We start from the raw sequence: 17,379 nt of genomic DNA, 5'->3' as shown, positions 1-17,379 counted from the left end.
CGTGAACGGCGGCGTGAAACCCCCCATGTCTCTGACTCCCATCGAAGAAATTTCGGAAGAACTCCGTCAGGGTCGTCCGGTGCTGCTCGTCGACGAGCCGAGCGACGACGGCGTGGGCTTCGTTTGCATGCCCGCCGAAAAGGTGACCCCCGAGTCCGTCAACTTCATGCTGCGCCATGCACGGGGCGTTCTCTACCTGGCGCTGCACCCCTCGTACATGGTGCGGCTGGGTTTCCGGGCCGAGGAGCCCGCCAACCTGGTGCCGGGTCATGCCCCGGTAGGCGCTCCGGTGGGCGCCAACTCCGTTCTGGGTCTCGAGGTGTCCGCCGCCGGCAGGGCCCATACCATCCACGCATGCGTTCGCCCCGACGCGGGCTCCCGCGACTTCGTGATGCCGGGCAACGTGTTGCCGGTGCAGGCCGGCGAAGGCGGCGTGCTGGCGCGTGCTGGCGCGGCCGAGGCCTCGGTGGACCTGGCAACACTGTGCGGCCTGCAACCGGCGGCGGCGTTCTGCCAAGTGCTGAGCGAGGACGGGGCCGTCGCCGTCGGGCCTCGACTCCGTGAGTTCGCGCACGCGCATGACCTGCGCATGGTTTCCATCGTGGATCTCATCGCGCACCGCCTGCGCCGGGAAGCGACCATACGAAGGGTCTGGGAAGAAGACTTCCCGAGCATCCACGGCAGGTCCTTCAAGGCGATTCTCTACCGCACGAACCTCGATCCCTTCGAGCACATGGCCCTGGTCAAGGGGGACGTCAGCGGGTGCGACAACGTCCTCGTCCGGGTGCATTCCGAGTGCCTGACCGGCGACGTGTTCTCGTCGGAGCGCTGCGACTGCGGCGACCAGTTGCGCGCGGCCCTCCGCCTCATCGACCAGGAGGAGAGCGGTGCCATCGTGTACATGCACCAGGAAGGGCGCGGCATCGGCCTGACCAACAAGATCAAGGCGTACGCGCTGCAGGACCAGGGGCGCGACACCGCCGAAGCGAACCTGGAGCTGGGCTTCGACGTGGACCTGCGGGACTACGGGGTGGCGGCGGAGATCCTTCGCAATCTCGGCATCCAATGCATGCGCCTGTTGACCAACAACCCGCGCAAGATCGTCAGCCTGGAGGGTTATGGCTTGTCGGTGAGCGAACGCGTGCCCCTGGAAATCCAGCCCAACGACGGCAACGCGCGCTATCTGCGGACCAAGCGCGACAAGCTCGGACACCTCCTCACCCACATCGAGGGGGAATGAACACAGTGTCCCGAGAGGGCCGGCCATGCGAGTGATCGAAGGAAAACTGGACGCCACGGGGATGCGCTTCGGCATCATCGCCAGCCGCTTCAACAGTTTCATTACCGAGCGGCTTCTTCAGGGCGCCGTGGACGGCTTGAGGCGGCACGGCGCCGACGTGGACGGGAACGTCGATGTCGCATGGGTCCCGGGTGCCTTCGAGATCTCGTTCTGCGCTCACACGATGGCGGCCAGCGGCAGGTACGACGCGCTGATCTGCGTCGGCGCGGTCATCCGCGGCGACACCCCCCACTTCGACTACATCTGCGGGGAAGCCTCCCGCGGCGTGGGCAACGCCATGAACCAGCACGGCGTTCCCATTGCCTTCGGCCTGCTCACCACCAACACGGTGGAGCAGGCGGTGGACCGCGCCGGCGCGAAGATGGGCAACAAGGGGTTCGAGGCCGCGGTGACGGCCATCGAGATGGCGAGCCTGGGCAAGCAGCTCGCCTGACCCCGCGCAACGATTCCCCCGTCGATGGCAGGCATTCGCCGCAAGGCTAGGGAGCTGGCGTTGCAGGTGCTCTACCAGATGGAGATCACCGGCGAACCGGCCCCCACCGGTCCGGAAAGCTTCTGGGGCCACTTCCCGTCGCGCCCCGAGGCGCGGGATTTCGCGCAGCGCCTGATCGCCGGCACCTCGGCGCGCCGCGACGAGATCGACGTCCTCATCGGGAACGCCCTCGAGCACTGGAAGCTTGAGCGCATGTCGAAGGTGGATCTGATCATCCTGCGGCTCGCCACCTACGAGCTGCTCTTCTGTCCGGACATCCCGCTGAACGTGAGCATCGACGAAGCCATCGAGATCGGCAACCGCTACGGGTCGGACGATTCCCCCGCCTTCATCAACGGAGTGCTCGACCAGGTAGCCCATGCCAACGGGCTCAAGGAGATCGAGACCAAGGAGAGCGAGCGGCCGGAACCATGATCGAGAAGTACGACTTCTGGAAGATCGAAGAGAAGTGGCAGAGCGAGTGGGAGCGCGAGGACAGCTTCCGGGTGGGCGAAGACTCGCCCCTCCCCAAGTACTACCTGCTGGAGATGTTCCCCTACCCGTCGGGGCGCATCCACATGGGACACGTGCGCAACTACTCCATCGGCGACGTCATCGCGCGCTACAAGCGCATGCGCGGTTTCAACGTGCTCCATCCCATGGGATGGGACGCCTTCGGCCTGCCCGCGGAGAACGCGGCCATCGCCAACAAGGTGCATCCGGCCCGCTGGACCGTGGACAACATCGACTACATGCGCTCCCAGCTCAAGAAGATGGGCTTCAGCTACGACTGGACCCGGGAGCTGGCCACGTGCGACGCCGACTACTACCGTTGGGAGCAGTTGTTCTTTCTGGAGATGCTCAAGCGCGGTCTCGCCTACAAGCGCAGCTCGGCGGTCAACTGGTGCACCGGCTGCGAGACGGTTCTGGCCAACGAGCAGGTGGTGGACGGCGTCTGCTGGCGCTGCGAGCAGGAAGTGGTCATGCGCGAGCTGCCGCAGTGGTTCTTCCGCATCACCGACTACGCCGATGAACTGCTGGCGGCGTGCGACGATCTCGCGGGCGGGTGGCCCGACAAGGTCCTCACCATGCAGCGCAACTGGATCGGAAAGTCCATCGGCGCCGAGATCCGCTTCCCGCTGGTGGACCGGGAGAGCGACCTCACCGTCTTCACCACCCGTCAGGACACCATCTACGGCGCCACCTTCGTCTCACTGGCGGCGGAGCATCCGCTGGCCCTGGAACTCGCCGAGGGGACGCCGCAGCAACAGGCGGTCCAGGAGTTCGCCGGACACGTGAAGCGCATGAGCCATTCCCGGCGCGACGACGCGGAAATGGAGAAGGAGGGCGTTTTCACCGGCTCGTACTGCGTCAACCCGTTCACCGAGGAAAAGATCCCCATCTACGTGGCCAACTTCGTGCTGATGGAGTACGGCACGGGCGCGGTCATGGCGGTGCCGGCCCACGACCAGCGGGACTTCGAGTTCGCCCGGAAGTACGACCTTCCGGTGCGCCCGGTCATCCATCCGGCCGGGGCCACCCTGGCGGCCGAGGACATGACCGAGGCCTTCGTGGCCGACGGCGTGATGGCCGACAGCGGCCCCTTCAGCGGCTCGGGCAGCGCCGAGGGCCGCGCCCGCATCGCCGCCTACCTTGAGGAGAAAGGCTGGGGCAAGGGCACCGTCCGCTATCGGCTGCGCGATTGGGGCATCTCCCGCCAGCGTTACTGGGGCGCGCCCATCCCGGTGGTCTATTGCGACCGCTGCGGCATGGTGCCGGTACCGGCGGACGAGTTGCCGGTGCGGCTCCCCACCAACGTGGAGTTCACGGGGGCCGGGGGCTCGCCGCTGGCGAACCTCCCGGAGTTCCACGAGGCCGCCTGCCCCACGTGCAAGGGGACGGCCCGCCGAGAGACCGATACCATGGACACGTTCGTGGAATCGTCGTGGTACTTCGCGCGCTACGCCTGCCCCGACGAGGACCGGCAACCGCTGGACCGGGAGCGGGCCAACTACTGGATGGCCGTGGACCAGTACGTCGGCGGCGTCGAGCACGCGGTGCTGCATCTGCTGTACGCGCGTTTTTTCACCCGCGTCCTGCGGGACATGGGCTGGCTCGCCGTGGACGAGCCCTTCAGCAACCTGTTGACCCAGGGCATGGTCATCAAGGACGGCGCCAAGATGTCCAAGTCCAAGAACAACGTGGTGGACCCGGACGAGCTGATCCAGCGCTACGGCGCGGATACCGCGCGTCTGTTCACGCTGTTCGCGGCCCCGCCCGAGAAGGACCTGGACTGGAGCGACCAGGGCGTCGAGGGAGCGCACCGCTTCCTGAACCGGGTGTGGCGCTTCGCCATGCGCCACGGCGAGCGCCTGGCGGACGTCGCGGCCGATGCCGGCGCCGAGCCGGCGGCCGAAGGGCTCAAGGAACTGCGCCGGCGCATCCACTGGACCATCAAGAAGGTCACCGACGACGTCGAGCGATTCCACTTCAACACGGCCATCGCGGCCGTGATGGAGCTTCACAACGCCGTAAACGCGTTGAGCGAGGAAGAGCTTCGATCGGACGGCAATGCCGCGCTGGCGAAGGCCGCGCTGGAGACCGAGGTCGTGCTCATGGCGCCGTTCGTGCCGCACGTGGCAAGCGAGTTGTGGCAGCGCCTGGGACACCGCGAGTCCCTGGCGGACGTGGCTTGGCCCGAACACTCCGAGGCCGCCCTCGTGCAGGAGACCCGGCTCATCGTCGTCCAGGTGAACGGCAAGCTGCGCGGCAAGATCTCCGTGCCGGCCGACGCCGCCGGGGAGGACGTCGAGTCGGCCGCGCTGGCGGACCCGAAGGTGGCGGGCTTCCTGGACGGCCGCCCCATCAAGCGGGTCATCCAGGTGCCCGGGCGCCTGGTCAACATCGTGATCGGGGGCTGAGAGCTTGCCCGGCCGGCGCGCCTTGCGGTTGGCGTTGGCGCTGGCGGCGGCGCTCCTGGCGAGCGCCTGCGGCTACAGTTTCGTGGGTTCCGGCTCGGGATTGCCGGAGGGTGTCCGAACCGTATACCTCGATCGTTTCCTCAACAAGACCCGCGTCACCGGGCTGGAGCACGGGGTGGGGCTGGCGTTGCGGCGGGAGCTCGCCGGCGCGGAGCGGCCGCGGGTGGTGGACCGATTCGAGGATGCGGATGCGGTCCTTTCGGGAGTGATCCGGCACTACGGTACCCGGAACCTGTCGGTGGACGGAGCGGACCGGGTGCTGCAGTCGGAAGCTCGACTCGACGCCGAGGTCACCCTGCGGCGGCGGGCGTCGCGGGAAGTCTTGTGGCCGCGGCAGGTGGTGCGGTTGCGGGAAGTCTACGCGGGCGCCCGCGGGGCGGTGGTCCCCGGTTCCGGCGAATTTCTGCGCGACGCACTGGATGCCGCCGACGTCGGCCGTATGAGCGACGCCGTGATCGCGGAGAGTTCTCGAATGGCTGCGAGGGAACGGTTGCTGCTGCGGCTGGCTCGTGTCATCCGGCAGCGGATGGCGGAGGGGTTCTGACGGGTGCCTTGACGGCGGTCTACGAGGAAGCGGCCTGATGCGCCGCCCGCGCCAGCCGCGCCATCGTGCGCGAGGCCGTGTTGCGCTTGAGCACGCCCTTGAGCACGGCCTTGTCGAGCAGCCCGTTCACTTCCTTGATCTTCTCCGCGATGGCAGCGGGGTCCTTGCTCCCGATCGCCACCCGGGTCTTCTTGACCAAGGTGCGGACCCGGGAGCGAAACGCCTGGTTGCGCATATGGCGTTGCACGCTTTGCTTGTGCCGTTTGATGGCCGACTTGTGGTTCGCCAAGATGTACCTCCTAGAGTTTGTCTGTGTAGCACCGCATGAGTGAGGAGTCAACGGCGAGAGAGCTGGGCCGGGTCGCGAAAGCCACGGGGATCGTGGGCTCGATGACCCTGTTGAGCCGTTTCTCCGGCCTTGCCAGGGATATCGTCATCGGCTACCTGCTGGGGGCGCGGAGTTCCGCCGACGCATTCTTCGTCGCCTTCCGGATTCCCAACCTGTTGCGGCGGTTGACCGCCGAGGGCGCCTTGTCCGCCGGCTTCGTGCCGGTCCTGTCCCAGATCCTCGCCAACCAGGGGCGCCGGGAAGCGATCGAGGCGAGCCGCGTGCTCATGACCTTCGCCGTGCTCGTCCTCCTGGTGGTGACCGCCGCCGGCGTGCTCTTGCCGGGGCCGTTGACCTGGCTGTTCGCACCGGGTTTCTCCGCCGCGCCCGAGAAGTTCTCCCTCACGGTCCGGCTGGTCCGCATCATGTTCCCCAGCATCTTCTTCCTGAGCCTCGTGGCGCTGTGCATGGGGTACCTGAACACGTTCCGCCACTTCATGGCGCCGGCGCTGGCGCCGGTGCTGCAGAACCTGTCCATCATCGCCGCGGCCTTTCTGCTGATCCCGCTGCTGTCGCAGCCGGTCATGAGCCTGGCCTACGGAGTCCTGCTGGGCGGGGCCGCGCAACTCGCGTTGCAGCTTCCTTTCCTGCGACGGCACGGCTTCTCCTGGATGCCCAGCACGAACTTCCGCAGCCCCGCGCTCTCCAGGTTTCTGTGGCTCATGGGTCCGGCCGTCATCGGCGCCGCCGTCTATCAGTTGAACGTGCTGGTCAGCACCATCCTGGCCTCGTTGCTGGAGCCTGGAAGCGTTTCCTATCTCTACTATGCTGACCGTTTGCTGCAGTTCCCGCTGGGGGTGTTCGCCGTGGCCCTCGGCACGGCCGCGCTGCCGAGCTTCTCCTCGCTGGCGGCGCGTCAGGACGTGGATGGGCTGCGCACGACCCTGGGCTACTCGCTACGGATGGTGAACTTCATCTCGCTGCCGTCCGCCCTGGGGTTGATGGTCGTCGCGGTGCCCGCGTTCTCCCTCCTGTTCCAACGGGGCGCGTTCGGCCCCGCCGACGTCGCCGCCAGCGCTCGCGCGCTGATTTTCCTGGCACTGGGCCTGTGGGCCATCTCCGCCACGCGCGTTCTCGTGCCGATCTTCCACGCCATGCAGGATACGAGAACGCCGATGCGGGTGGCGCTCTGCACCTTCGTGTTGAACTTCCTTCTGAGTCTGGCCTTGATGGGACCGGTGGGAACGGCCGGGGCAGGCAACGCGTTCGCCGGGGCGGTGGCGGGCCTCGGCGGGAGTATCGGGGTGCTGAGTCTGTCCTACGCCGGGCTCGCGTTGGCCAACTCGCTGTCGGCGACGTTCCAGTTCGCGGTGCTCTTGTGGCTCATGACGCGGCGCCTCGGGAGCTTCGCCTGGAGAGACTACGGGTCGTCCCTTTGGCGCAATTTCGCCGCCGCCACCGTTATGGCGGGCTCCCTGGCTCTGGTGGCGGGACGGGTTCCGTGGGGATCGGCGACGTTGTTCGCGCAGATTCCCATCTTCGTGGGGCTGCTTGCGGGTGGAGTCGTGCTTTACGCTGCGGCCGCCAATCTCTTGCGCAGTCCGGACTGGCCGCTCGCTCGGAAGATGGGAATCTCCTTGCTCGAGAGACTCCCGATCCTCCACGCGAGGAAGTGAGGTGACGTGGGGTTGTAAGCGTGTCCGCTTACTTCGTCATGGACTTTTCGAACGCGGCCTCTGCCTTGGCGGCGGCGCGCTCGGCGCGTTCCGCGGCGGCTTCGGCCCGAGCGGCGGCCTCGCCGGCCTTCGCCGCGGCGGCTTCAGCCTGCTTGGCAGCGGCCGAGGCCTTGTCGGCGGCGGCATTCGCGCCCGAGCCCGCGGTCTCCGCCGCCTTGGTGGCGTTCTCCACCGCCTGGACGTTTACCTTGTAATCCGGATGCTCGTGTTCGGGAATACAACCGGTGCCGAGCAGTGCGACAGCGGCCAATGCGACGGCGGATTTTCCGACCAAACTGGCGAATTTCGTTGAAACCTTCACAGGTGCCTCCTTCTGGAACGTCAATTATATGGCGTCGCGTTAAGGGTGACGTCGATTGCGCGCAATCTTAGCTTGTATCCTCGGAAAACTCAACAGTTTGTTCTCAATAATGGCGCGTATGCCTCAACAAAGACCGATATTGCCTTTTTCGTCGCGTGGCGTCCGGGGATCTGATAACAGAAAGGAGGCCCGGACTCGAAGTCCCGCGCACGGAGGGAGTCCGGCGCGCCGGCCGTTGGAACGCCCCGCACATGACCGACGATCCGATCCTACCCACGTTCGTCCACCAGTTGGAGCGGACACGCTCGTGTCTGGCATGGTCGCTGGCCGCGGTGTTCGTTCCGTTCGTTGTGGGCTTCCTGCTCGCGCCGCAACTCTTCGAGATCCTGGTGGAGCCCCTCAAGAGCCGGCTTGAACCAGGGCAGAGCCTCATCGGTACCGGCGTGGCGGAGGTCTTCTTCGTCGAGATCAAGGTGGCGTTCCTGGCCGGCGTGCTTGCCGGAAGCCCGATCATCTTCCTCCAGTCGTGGCGCCTGCTGGCGCCGGTGTTCGGTGCCGAAGGCAAGAACGGCTACATGGCGGGCTTCGTCGGCGCGACCACCGTTTTTTTTCTTTCCGGCGCGCTTTTTTGCTACGAGACCGTCCTGCCGGTGGCGTTTCTGTATTTTCTCGACCAATACGGGTCGCTGCAGGTGAACCCGGAGATCCGCGTCTCCGAGTATTTCTCCTTCTTCTTCCGCATCGTCGTGGCCTTCGGCGTGACCTTCCAACTGCCGGTGTTCTCGTTCTTCATGGCGCGCGCCGGGATCTGGAACCACCGCTTCCTGTGGCACCATTTCCGCTACGCCGTCTTGGTGATGTTCGTCCTCGCGGCGGTGTTGACGCCGCCGGACGTGGTTTCGCAGGTGCTCCTGGCGGGGCCGCTCATCGGCCTCTACCTCCTGAGCATCGGCGTGGCGTATCTATTCGGGCGCAAGTTGTAACGACCGCAAGGCGGCGGCCGCACCGGGATCACGTCAGTTCGCGTAGTCCGGTTCTTCCCGGTCGAGAATGCGTTTCAGGGCGGCGAAGTGGTGCACGGCCGCCACATTCTCGCCTTCCCCTCGTTGGCGTCGCAGCAGGTCCATGGCCTCGCCCGTGATGCGTTGGAGCGGGTGTCCTCCCGTTTCCGCCAGCACCTGCACCTTGCAGGCGCGTTCCAGGAAGTAGAGCCGGTCGAAAGCCTCCGCGACGGTCCTGCCGGCGGTGATCACGCCGTGATTGGCCATGAAGAGCACGTTCTTGTCGCCCATCACCCGCGCGATGCGGTTCCCTTCCGTGCGGTCGAGCACCAGAGCGTTGTAGTCTTCGAGGTAAGCGACGTCGTCGTCGAACCGGCTGCTCACCTGGTGCACCATCTCCAGGCGTCCGCCTTGGCGGCAGGCGATGGCGCTGGCATAGGGCATGTGGGTGTGCAGCAGGCAACGGAACCCCCGCGGGTTGGCCTGGTGCAGTGGCGCGTGGATGTGCAACGCGGTGGGCTCCACCTCGTGTTCGCCTTCGAGGCGGTTGCCCTCGAAATCCACCAGCAGGAGGTTGCCGGCCGTCACTTCCGTCCAGTGCAGCGGATAGGGGTTCAGCAGCATCAGCGCGTCCTGGCCGGGCAGGAGCAGGCTGAAGTGGTTGTCGATGGCCTCGTGAAAGCCGTACCGCACCGCCAGCCGGTAGGCGGCCGCGAGATCCACCCGCGCCTGACGCGCCGCCTCCCGGTCGTACCACCGTGTTTCTTCGGGCTTCGCCATGTGTGCCTCCTTGCCGCCGGCCCTTGATCCATGTGTTGACGCAGGGCCGTGGAGGTGATTTGTAACAAATCGGCCGCACGGCGCAAAGGCATCCGAGTCCAATGCACACACTCGAACAACTCTACAGCAACTCGCTCGCGCTCCTCACGGACCTCTACCAGCTCACCATGGCGTACGCCTACTGGAAGTCCGGGACCGATACGAAAGAAGCGGTGTTCCATCTTTCGTTCCGCGAGAACCCCTACCAGGGAGGGTTTGCCGTGGGTTGCGGACTTGGGCACGTGGTCGGGGTGCTCAGCCGTTTCGGCTTCGATGCCAGCGATCTCGAATATCTGTCGGGGTTGCGCGGCAACGACGGCGAGCGCATGTTCGAGGACGCCTTCCTCGACTATCTGCGGGATGCGCGCTTCGCCTGCGACGTGGACGCGGTGCCGGAGGGAACGGTGGTGTTCCCGCACGAGCCGCTGGTGCGGGTGCGCGGCCCCATCCTTCAATGCCAGATCCTGGAGACGGTGCTGCTCAACATCATCTGCTTCCAGACCCTCATCGCCACCAAGGCGGCGCGGGTGTGCCAGTCGGCCCGGGGGGAGCCCGTGCTGGAGTTCGGGCTCAGGCGCGCCCAGGGTTTCGACGGCGCCCTGGCGGCGAGCCGGGCGGCGTACGTGGGCGGTTGTGCCGGGACCTCCAACGCCCTGGCCGGCAAGCTCTTCGACATTCCCGTCAAGGGCACCCACGCGCACAGTTGGGTGCTGTCCTTCAACGACGAGATGGAGGCCTTCGACACGTACGCCGACGCCATGCCCAACAACTGCCTTCTGCTGGTGGACACGTTCGACAGTCTGAACGGGGTGCGCAAGGCGGTGGAGGTGGGGCGCAGGCTGCGGGAGCGCGGCCACAAGATGGTCGGCATCCGGCTGGACTCGGGCGATCTGGCGTTTCTGAGCATCGAGGCGCGCCGTATTCTGGACGAGGCCGGCTTCCCCGAAGCCGTCATCGTCGGCAGCAACGACCTGGACGAGCACCTGATCGCATCTCTCAAGGAGGAGGGCGCGCGCATCAACGTGTGGGGCGTCGGCACACGGCTCGCCACCGCCTTCGACCAACCCGCTCTGGGCGGCGTCTACAAGCTGTCCTGCGTCCGTTCCGCGGGCAACGGCAACGAGTGGGTCAACAAGGTGAAGCTCTCGGAACAGGCCGTCAAGGTGTCGACGCCCGGCATCCTCCAGACACGGCGTTTTCGCCAGGGCGACCGGTACCTGGCGGATGTCATCTACGACGAGAACCTGAGTATCGCCGACGGCTGCACCATCGTCGATCCCATGAACATGACCCGCCGGAAACACATCGCTTCCGGCACCGAGCACCACGACCTGCTGGTGCCGGTGTTCCGTGGCGGCGAGCTGTTGTACGAGGTCCCCTCGGTGCACGCGGCCAGGGAGCGCACGCAGGCCGAGCTCTCGGCGTTCCACAACAGCATCAAGCGCCGGGTCAATCCGCACGAATATCCCGTCGGGCTGGAGGCGCACCTCCACGAGATGAAGACGCGGCTCGTGCTCCAGGCCCGCGGCGACAACGGAGTGACGGGCCGGTGACGGCAGGCGCGACGCCGTTCCAGGGATTCTCATGAAGACGCTGCAACAGCTTCGCGGCCTGCCCGCGCAAGTCGGCCGGGAACGCCTCCGGTTCCTGGGTTTCATCACCCTGGCGCACCTCGCCATCCACTGGTTCATGCAGCTCATCACCATGCTCCTTCCCACCCTCAAGGCGGGCATGGGGCTCAACGACGTTCAGGTGGGCGGCCTGTCCTCCATGCGCATGTTCGGCCAGGCCGCCCTGGACGTTCCGTCCGGAATCATGGCCGACACATGGGTGCGCCGGCGCGGGCTCATCGTGACCTCCTCGCTGGTGTGCATGGGACTCTGTTACTGGGTGTTGGGGGCGTTGCCCGGGTATGGCTGGGCGCTGTTCGCCGTGGCGCTCCTCGCCACCGGGACCACCCTGTTCCATCCCGCGTCGGTGGCCTCGCTGTCGAACCGGTTCCCGGAGAGCCGGGGCACGGCCGTGGCGCTCTACGGCATGGGCGCCACGCTGGGCAACACCGTCACCTACGTGACCGTGGGCTTCCTGCTGGCCAGCTTCTCATGGCAGGCCCTGGCGGAGAGCCAACTCCTGGTGGCGCTGGCGTGCGCCGGCCTGGTGTGGCTGTACGCCGCGCGCATGTTCGAGGGCGACGAGGTTCCGACCAAGAAACCCAAGCCGTTTCAGGAGCTCAAGGCGCTGGCGCGGAACCGGGCGATCCTGGTGGTGACGCTGGTACGAAGCTTCAATCAGATGGCGCGGCAGGTGACCATCACCTTCCTGCCCATCTACATCGTCGAGCACTTGGGCCTGTCCAACCCCGAACTGGGAATCTATATGACGCCCATGGCCGTGTCGGGCCTGATCGCCCAGCCCATCATGGGAGTTCTGTCGGACCGGCTGGGCCGCAAGGTGGTTCTGGCACCTTCGTTGGTGGCGCTTGCCTTCACTTACTTCCTGCTGCGATGGGCGCCCCCGGGCCTGGCGCTTGGGGCCGTCGTCTTCGCCATGGGGTTTCTCTTCTACACGGTGGCCAACGTGACCACGACGGTCGCGCTCGACGTGGCGGACAAGGAGAGTCAGGCATCTTCCTTCGGCTTGGTGTCCCTGGGCACGCACATCCTGGTGGTTCCGGCGCCCACGCTGGCGGGATATCTCAGCGAGCGTTTCGGCATCATGGCAGCGTTCTTCTTTCCCGGCGTGTGCCTGTTGGTGGGCGCGTGCCTGGTCATTCCCTTGAGGCTGCGCAGGGACTGAAACGACAGTGTCCTGCGCGACGTCACTCCCGCCCCCCCGGTTCGTCATTCCCCCCCCTGGTTCGTCATTCCCGCCCCCTGGTTCGTCATTCCCGCGAAAGCGGGAATCCATGGGTGGGGGCATGGCGCCCCCTTTGCCCGGCCCCACCCCGCCTGGATTCCCGCTTTCGCGGGAATGACGAACCAGGGGTCGGGAATGACGAACCGGGGGCCGGCAACGACCGCTTACGCGACACCGGACTTGTAACCTGCTGGTTCATGTGACTAAGTTTCTCACGTCAGTGACGGGTAGCCCAGATCCTACTGGAGGTTTGCCATGAGCGAGATTACCGTTGTCGATGCCGACGGCCACCTGATCGAGTCCATACCGGAGATGGCAGAGTACATGGTGGCGGATGCCAAGGAGTACGCGCTGCATCCGCCGCGGAACCGAGCGGGCGTGTTTCCGTCCATCGACGGGATGCACTACCCCGAGACCGAGGAGATGACCGCGGAGAGCCGCGTCCACCCGGTGCGGGCCAGCGACGAGCGCGCGGGCTCGGGCGAGGACATCTTCGAGTTCGTCAAGAAGGCGGAGATCACCGACTCGGTTCTCTACGCTACCGAGGGGCTGTCCCTGGGTTTCATCCAGCAGCCCAGCTACGCGGTCAAGGTGTGCCGCGGTTACAACGACTATGTGACGGAACGCTACCGCGGCATCAGCAAGCGACTCCATCCCATCGCGCTGCTGCCCATGCAGGATCCCAAGGCCGCGGCCGCGGAACTGCGCCGGTGCGTGAAGGAGCTGGGGCTGCTGGGCGGCATGCTTCCCTCCACCGGCCTGGGGCTGCATCTCGGCCACGAGTTCTACGCGCCCGTCTACGAAGAGGCGGCGGAGCTGGGCTGCGCGCTGGGAATTCACGGCGGCTCCAACCGCGGCGTGGGCCTGGATTCGTTCAGCAGCCGGCTGGGCTCCCGGCTGTTGCATCACCCGGTGCCGCTGATGATCGCGCTGGTGTCGTTCATCTACCATGGCTGGTTCGACCGCTACCCGACCCTCAAGGTGGCGTTCCTGGAGGGCGGGTGCGCTTGGCTCACCTGCATCGCCGACCGCATGGAGCGGGACGCGGAGCTGGAAGGACTGTCGTGCAAGCCGCTGCCCGAGTATGTCGCCAGCGGGCAGATCCTCATCGGCTGCGAGGGCAACGACGCGAGCCTGCCGTACTTGGCTCGGCGCGTGGGCATCGAGCCTTTCGCCTACTCCTCGGACTATCCCCACGAGGTGGACCTGCCCGCGGCCCGGAAGATGATCGAGGAGACGCGCGGCCACGCGGCGCTGTCGGAAGGGGACAAGGTCGCCGTCCTTGGGGACAACGCGCGCCGCTTCTACGGCCTCCACTGAGGCTCCGCCCTTCGCCCGCGGCCGGGGCGTGATCGTTCATCTTGCCCGCGTCACCAAGCGCTTCGGCGAGCGGGTGGCGGTGGACGAGCTGACCCTGAACGTGCCCCGGGGGGTCTGCTTCGGCCTGCTGGGCCCCAACGGGGCGGGCAAGACCACGACGCTCCGGATGATCTACGGCGTCACCCGGCCCACAAGCGGGGAGGTGCGCGTCTTCGGCATGGACGTGGCGCGGTACGTGCGCGCGGTGCGGCGGCGGCTGGGCGTGACGCTCCAGCAGAACGTCCTCATCGAGACCATCTCGCCGCGCGCCAACCTCACCGTGTTCGGCCGCTACCACCTCATGGACGGGGCGGACCTGGAGCGGCGGGTGGAAGAGCTTCTCGACTTCCTGGAGTTGCGCTCCCACGCGGACGTGCCGGTGGACAAGCTGTCCGGCGGCTATCAGCGCCGGCTGGCCGTGGCCCTGTCGCTGATGAACCGCCCGGAGCTGCTGATCCTCGACGAGCCCACCACCGGCCTCGACCCGGCGGTGCGGCTGGCCCTGTGGACGCGGGTGCGCGAGCTGCGCCAGCGCGGCACCACCGTGCTCCTGACCACCCATTACATGGACGAGGCCCAGCGGCTGTGCGACGTCGTTGCCATCATGTCCGCCGGCGACGTCATCGCCCAAGGGGCCCCGGAAGCGCTCATCGAGCGCTACCTGGCGCGCGAGACCGTGGAGCTCGACGCCACCCCCGAGGAGGAGCACACTCTCCTGCGCGGCCTCGATGAGAGCCCGCCGCGCTACCGCGCGGGCAACCGCACCATGCTCTACACGGAGGCCGCCGGCCCGTTGCTGGAGCGGATCCGCCGGCGCGCGGGGTTCGAGGACCGGGCGATGGTGGCGCGGCCCACGAACCTGGAGGACGTCTTCCTCTCCCTCACCGGCACGCGCCTCGAGGACGACGGGTGAACCTCTCCTGGCGGCACGCCCTGTCGGTGTGGCGGCGCAACGCCACCATGTACCGCCGGACCTGGAGATGGAACATCCTGCCGAACTTCTTCGAGCCGGTGCTCTACCTCGTCTCCCTCGGGGTGGGCCTGGGCGCCTACATCACCACCATGGGCGGCACTTCCTACATCCAGTTCCTCGCTCCGGGGCTCGTGTGCGTGGCCGCCATGAACGGCGCGAGCTTCGAGGTCACCTACAACATCTTCGTGCGCATGAACATCGAGAAGGCCTACGACGCCATGCTCACCCCCCCGATCCAGCCCGTGGACGTGGTGGCCGGCGAGCTGCTCTGGGCCATGACCCGTTCGTGCGTGTACGGCCTGTGCTTCGTCATCGTGGTGACCGTGGCCGGCCTCGCGCCGCTGCCCCAGGCTCTCTGGGTGCTGGCGGTGATCCCGCTCACGGGCTTCCTCTTCTCGGCCATCGGGCTGGCCTTCACCCTGCGCATCGCCACCATCGAGCTCTACAGCTTCTACTTCACCCTGTTCCTGACGCCGCTGTTCCTCTTCTCGTCGGTCTTCTTCCCCCTGGAAGAACGCCTGTCGGCGTCCTGGCTCTGGGTCGCCGAGTGCCTGCCGCTGCTCCACCCGGTACGGCTCGCCCGCGCCGCCTTCCACGGCCAGCCGTCCGCCACGCTCATCTGGGACGTGGTCTACATCCTGGGCCTGTCCACCGCGCTGGTGGCGTACGCCACGCGTCTGATGCAGCGCAAGCTGACCCAGTGACGATGTAGCCGCGCCCCCCCGAATCGTCATTCCCGCGGAAGCGGGAATCCAGGGGTGGCGAGGCGGGGAAACGCAGATGTAGTGCCCACCACCGCCCCTGGATTCCCGCTTCCGCGGGAATGACGATTCGGGGGTTTGGTGCCAATTCTTGCCCGGTCGACGTTTTGACACAGCCTGTTTCGCGGGGTTGACGACGCGAGGTGGCTCTGTCTCGTGAGTTTTGACACAGTCTGTTCCGCGGGAATGACGTATTCGAAATGATGGAGGTTCCCGGCGGCGCGGCCGGCTCATGCGTCGCCGGCGCCGCGGTACAGCGATGACTGTTTGTAGCGTCCGATGAAGAAGCGGGCGAGGACGCCGACGGCGGCGGTGGCGGGTATCGAGAGCAGCATGCCGACGAAACCGAAGAGGGCGCCGCCGGCGAGCAGGCCGAAGATCAGCCACAGGGGATGGACGGCGATGCGGCTGCCCATGACTCGTGGGGTCAGCACGTAGTCGGCCAGGACCTGACCCGCGAGAAAGATGCCCAGGACCACGGCGATGCGGATCCATTCCGGCCAGAACTGCAGCAGGGCGACCCCCATCGATGATACCAGTCCGAAGAGCGTTCCCACGTAGGGGATGAAGGAGAGGGCGCCCGTGGCCAGTCCGATGGTGAGTCCGTAGTCGAGGCCCGCGAGCGAGAGTGCGACGCCGTAGAAGGCGGCGAGCGCGGCGCAGACGATGACCGACCCGTGGACGAACCCTTTGAGCACCACGTCGATGTCGCGCATGATGCCGCGCACCGGGTCGGCATGGTCCCGGGGCAGCCAGTCGTCCACGGTTTGCACGATGCCGGGCCATTGCCGCAGCACGTAGAAGGTGGTGAGGGGGGTGATGGTCAGGAGGGTAGCGACGTTGACGACCGCGGCGCCGCCCCCGAGAACGCCCTTGAGCAGGGCGAGCCCCAGGGCGGCCATGCGCTGCAGGTTCCCGGCCATGGTCTGGTGCAGGCCCTCGGGCTGGTCGGCGCCGATGGCGTTGAGCGCCCGGGAAAGGAGCGGGCCGACGGCGTCGACGAGGCGCGCGACGAGGCCCGGAAGCCGCTGGAGCAGGTCCGCGGCCTGCCCGGCCACCGGCGGGATCAGCAGCAGCAACAGCACCAGGCCGGCGCCGAAAAAGCCGGCGCCGATGAGCACGGTGGCCGCCGTGCGGGAGCACCCCCGCCGTTCCAGCGCGGTGGCGGCCGGGTCCAGGGCGTAGGCCAGGGCGATGCCCAGAACGAAGGGGAACAGGATGGCACTCAGGAGCCAGACCAGCAGCAGCGTGATGGCCAGCACCAGGAGCCAGAACAGGCCTTGTGAGCGAGCGTTCATGAACTAACCCCGCGTCCCGTATGTTACCGTCGCCATCGGCGGCTGTCCATGTCGACGCACTACCGGACACCACACTAGTGTTGCGTTTGGGAAATACGTTGACGGATCTGCTTGTCATTTTTGTCCTCGGCTGCGGTACTCTTCCTCGCGTCGTGCCCGCCACCGCTCGTCAGCGCGCCTTGCCGACGACAAAAATTCCTGCGCATATTCGTCAACGGATTTCCCAAACGCAACACTAGAGCCCGCCCGTTTGCACGATGAAATCGACGATCTCCGCCAGCCCGGTTTGCTTGCGCAGGTTCGAGAACACGAAGGGGCGGTCGCCACGCATCTTGCGGGCGTCGCGGTCCATGATGTCCAGGCTCGCGCCCACCAGTGGGGCCAAGTCGATCTTGTTGATGATGAGCAGGTCCGAGCGGGTGATGCCGGGGCCGCCCTTGCGCGGGATCTTGTCGCCGGCGGAAACGTCGATGACGTACAGCGTCAGATCCGCCAGTTCCGGGCTGAAGGTGGCGGCGAGGTTGTCGCCTCCGGATTCGATCAGGATGAGGTCGAGGCCCTCGAACCTTTCGTTCAGCTCCCGGACCGCGCCCAGGTTGATGGAGGCATCTTCGCGGATGGCCGTGTGCGGACAGCCGCCGGTCTCCACG

17 protein-coding genes are annotated in these 17,379 nt (G+C 66.7%); 12 read left to right on the top strand and 5 right to left on the bottom strand.

Translation table 11 applies throughout. The features are described 5' to 3' along the window. The first annotated feature begins 25 nt into the window (after positions 1 to 25). Genes ribA through OXF11_08945 form a run of 5 tightly spaced genes read left to right on the top strand, consistent with a single transcriptional unit; the run spans position 26 to position 5,297 of the window. Complete coding sequence (gene ribA / locus OXF11_08965; protein ID MCY4487230.1) at positions 26 to 1,240, top strand: GTP cyclohydrolase II; 1,215 nt, start codon at positions 26 to 28, stop codon at positions 1,238 to 1,240. A gap of 25 nt (positions 1,241 to 1,265) precedes the next feature. Beyond that, positions 1,266 to 1,733, top strand: coding sequence for a 6,7-dimethyl-8-ribityllumazine synthase (gene ribE, locus OXF11_08960; GenBank protein ID MCY4487229.1), 468 nt, complete (start codon positions 1,266 to 1,268; stop codon positions 1,731 to 1,733). A gap of 24 nt (positions 1,734 to 1,757) precedes the next feature. Next, the gene (nusB, locus tag OXF11_08955) at positions 1,758 to 2,207 is read left to right on the top strand and encodes a transcription antitermination factor NusB (GenBank protein MCY4487228.1); all 450 of its coding nucleotides are present in this window, start codon (positions 1,758 to 1,760) and stop codon (positions 2,205 to 2,207) included. Further along, entirely contained in the window at positions 2,204 to 4,693 is a 2,490-nt protein-coding gene (gene leuS / locus OXF11_08950; protein MCY4487227.1) for a leucine--tRNA ligase, read from the top strand. The genes nusB and leuS overlap by 4 nt, the downstream gene beginning before the upstream one ends. A 4-nt stretch (positions 4,694 to 4,697) precedes the next feature. Further along, positions 4,698 to 5,297 carry an LptE family protein gene (locus OXF11_08945; protein MCY4487226.1) on the top strand — a complete coding sequence of 200 codons (600 nt, stop codon included), beginning with the start codon at positions 4,698 to 4,700 and terminating at the stop codon, positions 5,295 to 5,297. A gap of 19 nt (positions 5,298 to 5,316) precedes the next feature. On the opposite strand, the gene rpsT is transcribed toward OXF11_08945, so the two are convergent. Next, positions 5,317 to 5,586: a 30S ribosomal protein S20 gene (gene rpsT / locus OXF11_08940; protein MCY4487225.1), complete on the bottom strand. Its 270-nt coding sequence runs from the start codon at positions 5,584 to 5,586 to the stop codon at positions 5,317 to 5,319. Positions 5,587 to 5,621: 35 nt separating this feature from the next. On the opposite strand from rpsT, the gene murJ reads away from it, so the two are divergent. Further along, a complete protein-coding gene (gene murJ / locus OXF11_08935) occupies positions 5,622 to 7,301 on the top strand; it encodes a murein biosynthesis integral membrane protein MurJ (GenBank protein ID MCY4487224.1) in 1,680 nt (559 codons plus the stop codon). A gap of 28 nt (positions 7,302 to 7,329) precedes the next feature. On the opposite strand, the gene OXF11_08930 is transcribed toward murJ, so the two are convergent. Next, entirely contained in the window at positions 7,330 to 7,662 is a 333-nt protein-coding gene (locus tag OXF11_08930) for a hypothetical protein (protein MCY4487223.1), read from the bottom strand. A gap of 251 nt (positions 7,663 to 7,913) precedes the next feature. Between OXF11_08930 and tatC the strand changes: the two genes are divergently transcribed. Further along, positions 7,914 to 8,645, top strand: a complete 732-nt coding sequence (gene tatC, locus OXF11_08925; protein ID MCY4487222.1) for a twin-arginine translocase subunit TatC — start codon at positions 7,914 to 7,916, stop codon at positions 8,643 to 8,645. Positions 8,646 to 8,678: 33 nt separating this feature from the next. Here tatC and OXF11_08920 read toward each other — a convergent pair whose 3' ends face one another. Beyond that, complete coding sequence (locus OXF11_08920) at positions 8,679 to 9,443, bottom strand: aldolase (protein ID MCY4487221.1); 765 nt, start codon at positions 9,441 to 9,443, stop codon at positions 8,679 to 8,681. A 101-nt stretch (positions 9,444 to 9,544) separates the two neighbouring features. Here OXF11_08920 and OXF11_08915 point away from each other — a divergent pair, with 101 nt between their 5' ends. From OXF11_08915 to OXF11_08895, 5 genes are all read left to right on the top strand, one after another. Continuing rightward, a complete protein-coding gene (locus OXF11_08915; protein ID MCY4487220.1) occupies positions 9,545 to 11,035 on the top strand; it encodes a nicotinate phosphoribosyltransferase in 1,491 nt (496 codons plus the stop codon). A gap of 31 nt (positions 11,036 to 11,066) precedes the next feature. Further along, a complete protein-coding gene (locus OXF11_08910) occupies positions 11,067 to 12,278 on the top strand; it encodes an MFS transporter (protein MCY4487219.1) in 1,212 nt (403 codons plus the stop codon). 315 nt (positions 12,279 to 12,593) lie between these two features. Beyond that, the gene (locus OXF11_08905; protein ID MCY4487218.1) at positions 12,594 to 13,658 is read left to right on the top strand and encodes an amidohydrolase family protein; all 1,065 of its coding nucleotides are present in this window, start codon (positions 12,594 to 12,596) and stop codon (positions 13,656 to 13,658) included. A 28-nt stretch (positions 13,659 to 13,686) separates the two neighbouring features. Then, entirely contained in the window at positions 13,687 to 14,610 is a 924-nt protein-coding gene (locus OXF11_08900; protein ID MCY4487217.1) for an ABC transporter ATP-binding protein, read from the top strand. Continuing rightward, complete coding sequence (locus OXF11_08895; GenBank protein ID MCY4487216.1) at positions 14,607 to 15,374, top strand: ABC transporter permease; 768 nt, start codon at positions 14,607 to 14,609, stop codon at positions 15,372 to 15,374. The genes OXF11_08900 and OXF11_08895 overlap by 4 nt, the downstream gene beginning before the upstream one ends. Before the next feature lie 287 nt (positions 15,375 to 15,661). Here the strand turns inward: OXF11_08895 and OXF11_08890 are convergent, their stop codons facing one another. Next, positions 15,662 to 16,729: an AI-2E family transporter gene (locus OXF11_08890; GenBank protein MCY4487215.1), complete on the bottom strand. Its 1,068-nt coding sequence runs from the start codon at positions 16,727 to 16,729 to the stop codon at positions 15,662 to 15,664. A 235-nt stretch (positions 16,730 to 16,964) separates the two neighbouring features. Continuing rightward, a partial coding sequence (ureG, locus tag OXF11_08885) for an urease accessory protein UreG (GenBank protein MCY4487214.1) occupies positions 16,965 to 17,379 on the bottom strand: 415 nt, incomplete at its 5' end.

It is taken from the genome of Deltaproteobacteria bacterium (genome assembly GCA_026712905.1).
Taxonomy (GTDB): domain Bacteria; phylum Desulfobacterota; class Binatia; order UBA9968; family JAJDTQ01; genus JAJDTQ01.
The sequence above is the reverse complement of the archived record's forward strand: the minus strand, read 5'-3'. Positions and strand labels throughout refer to the sequence as shown.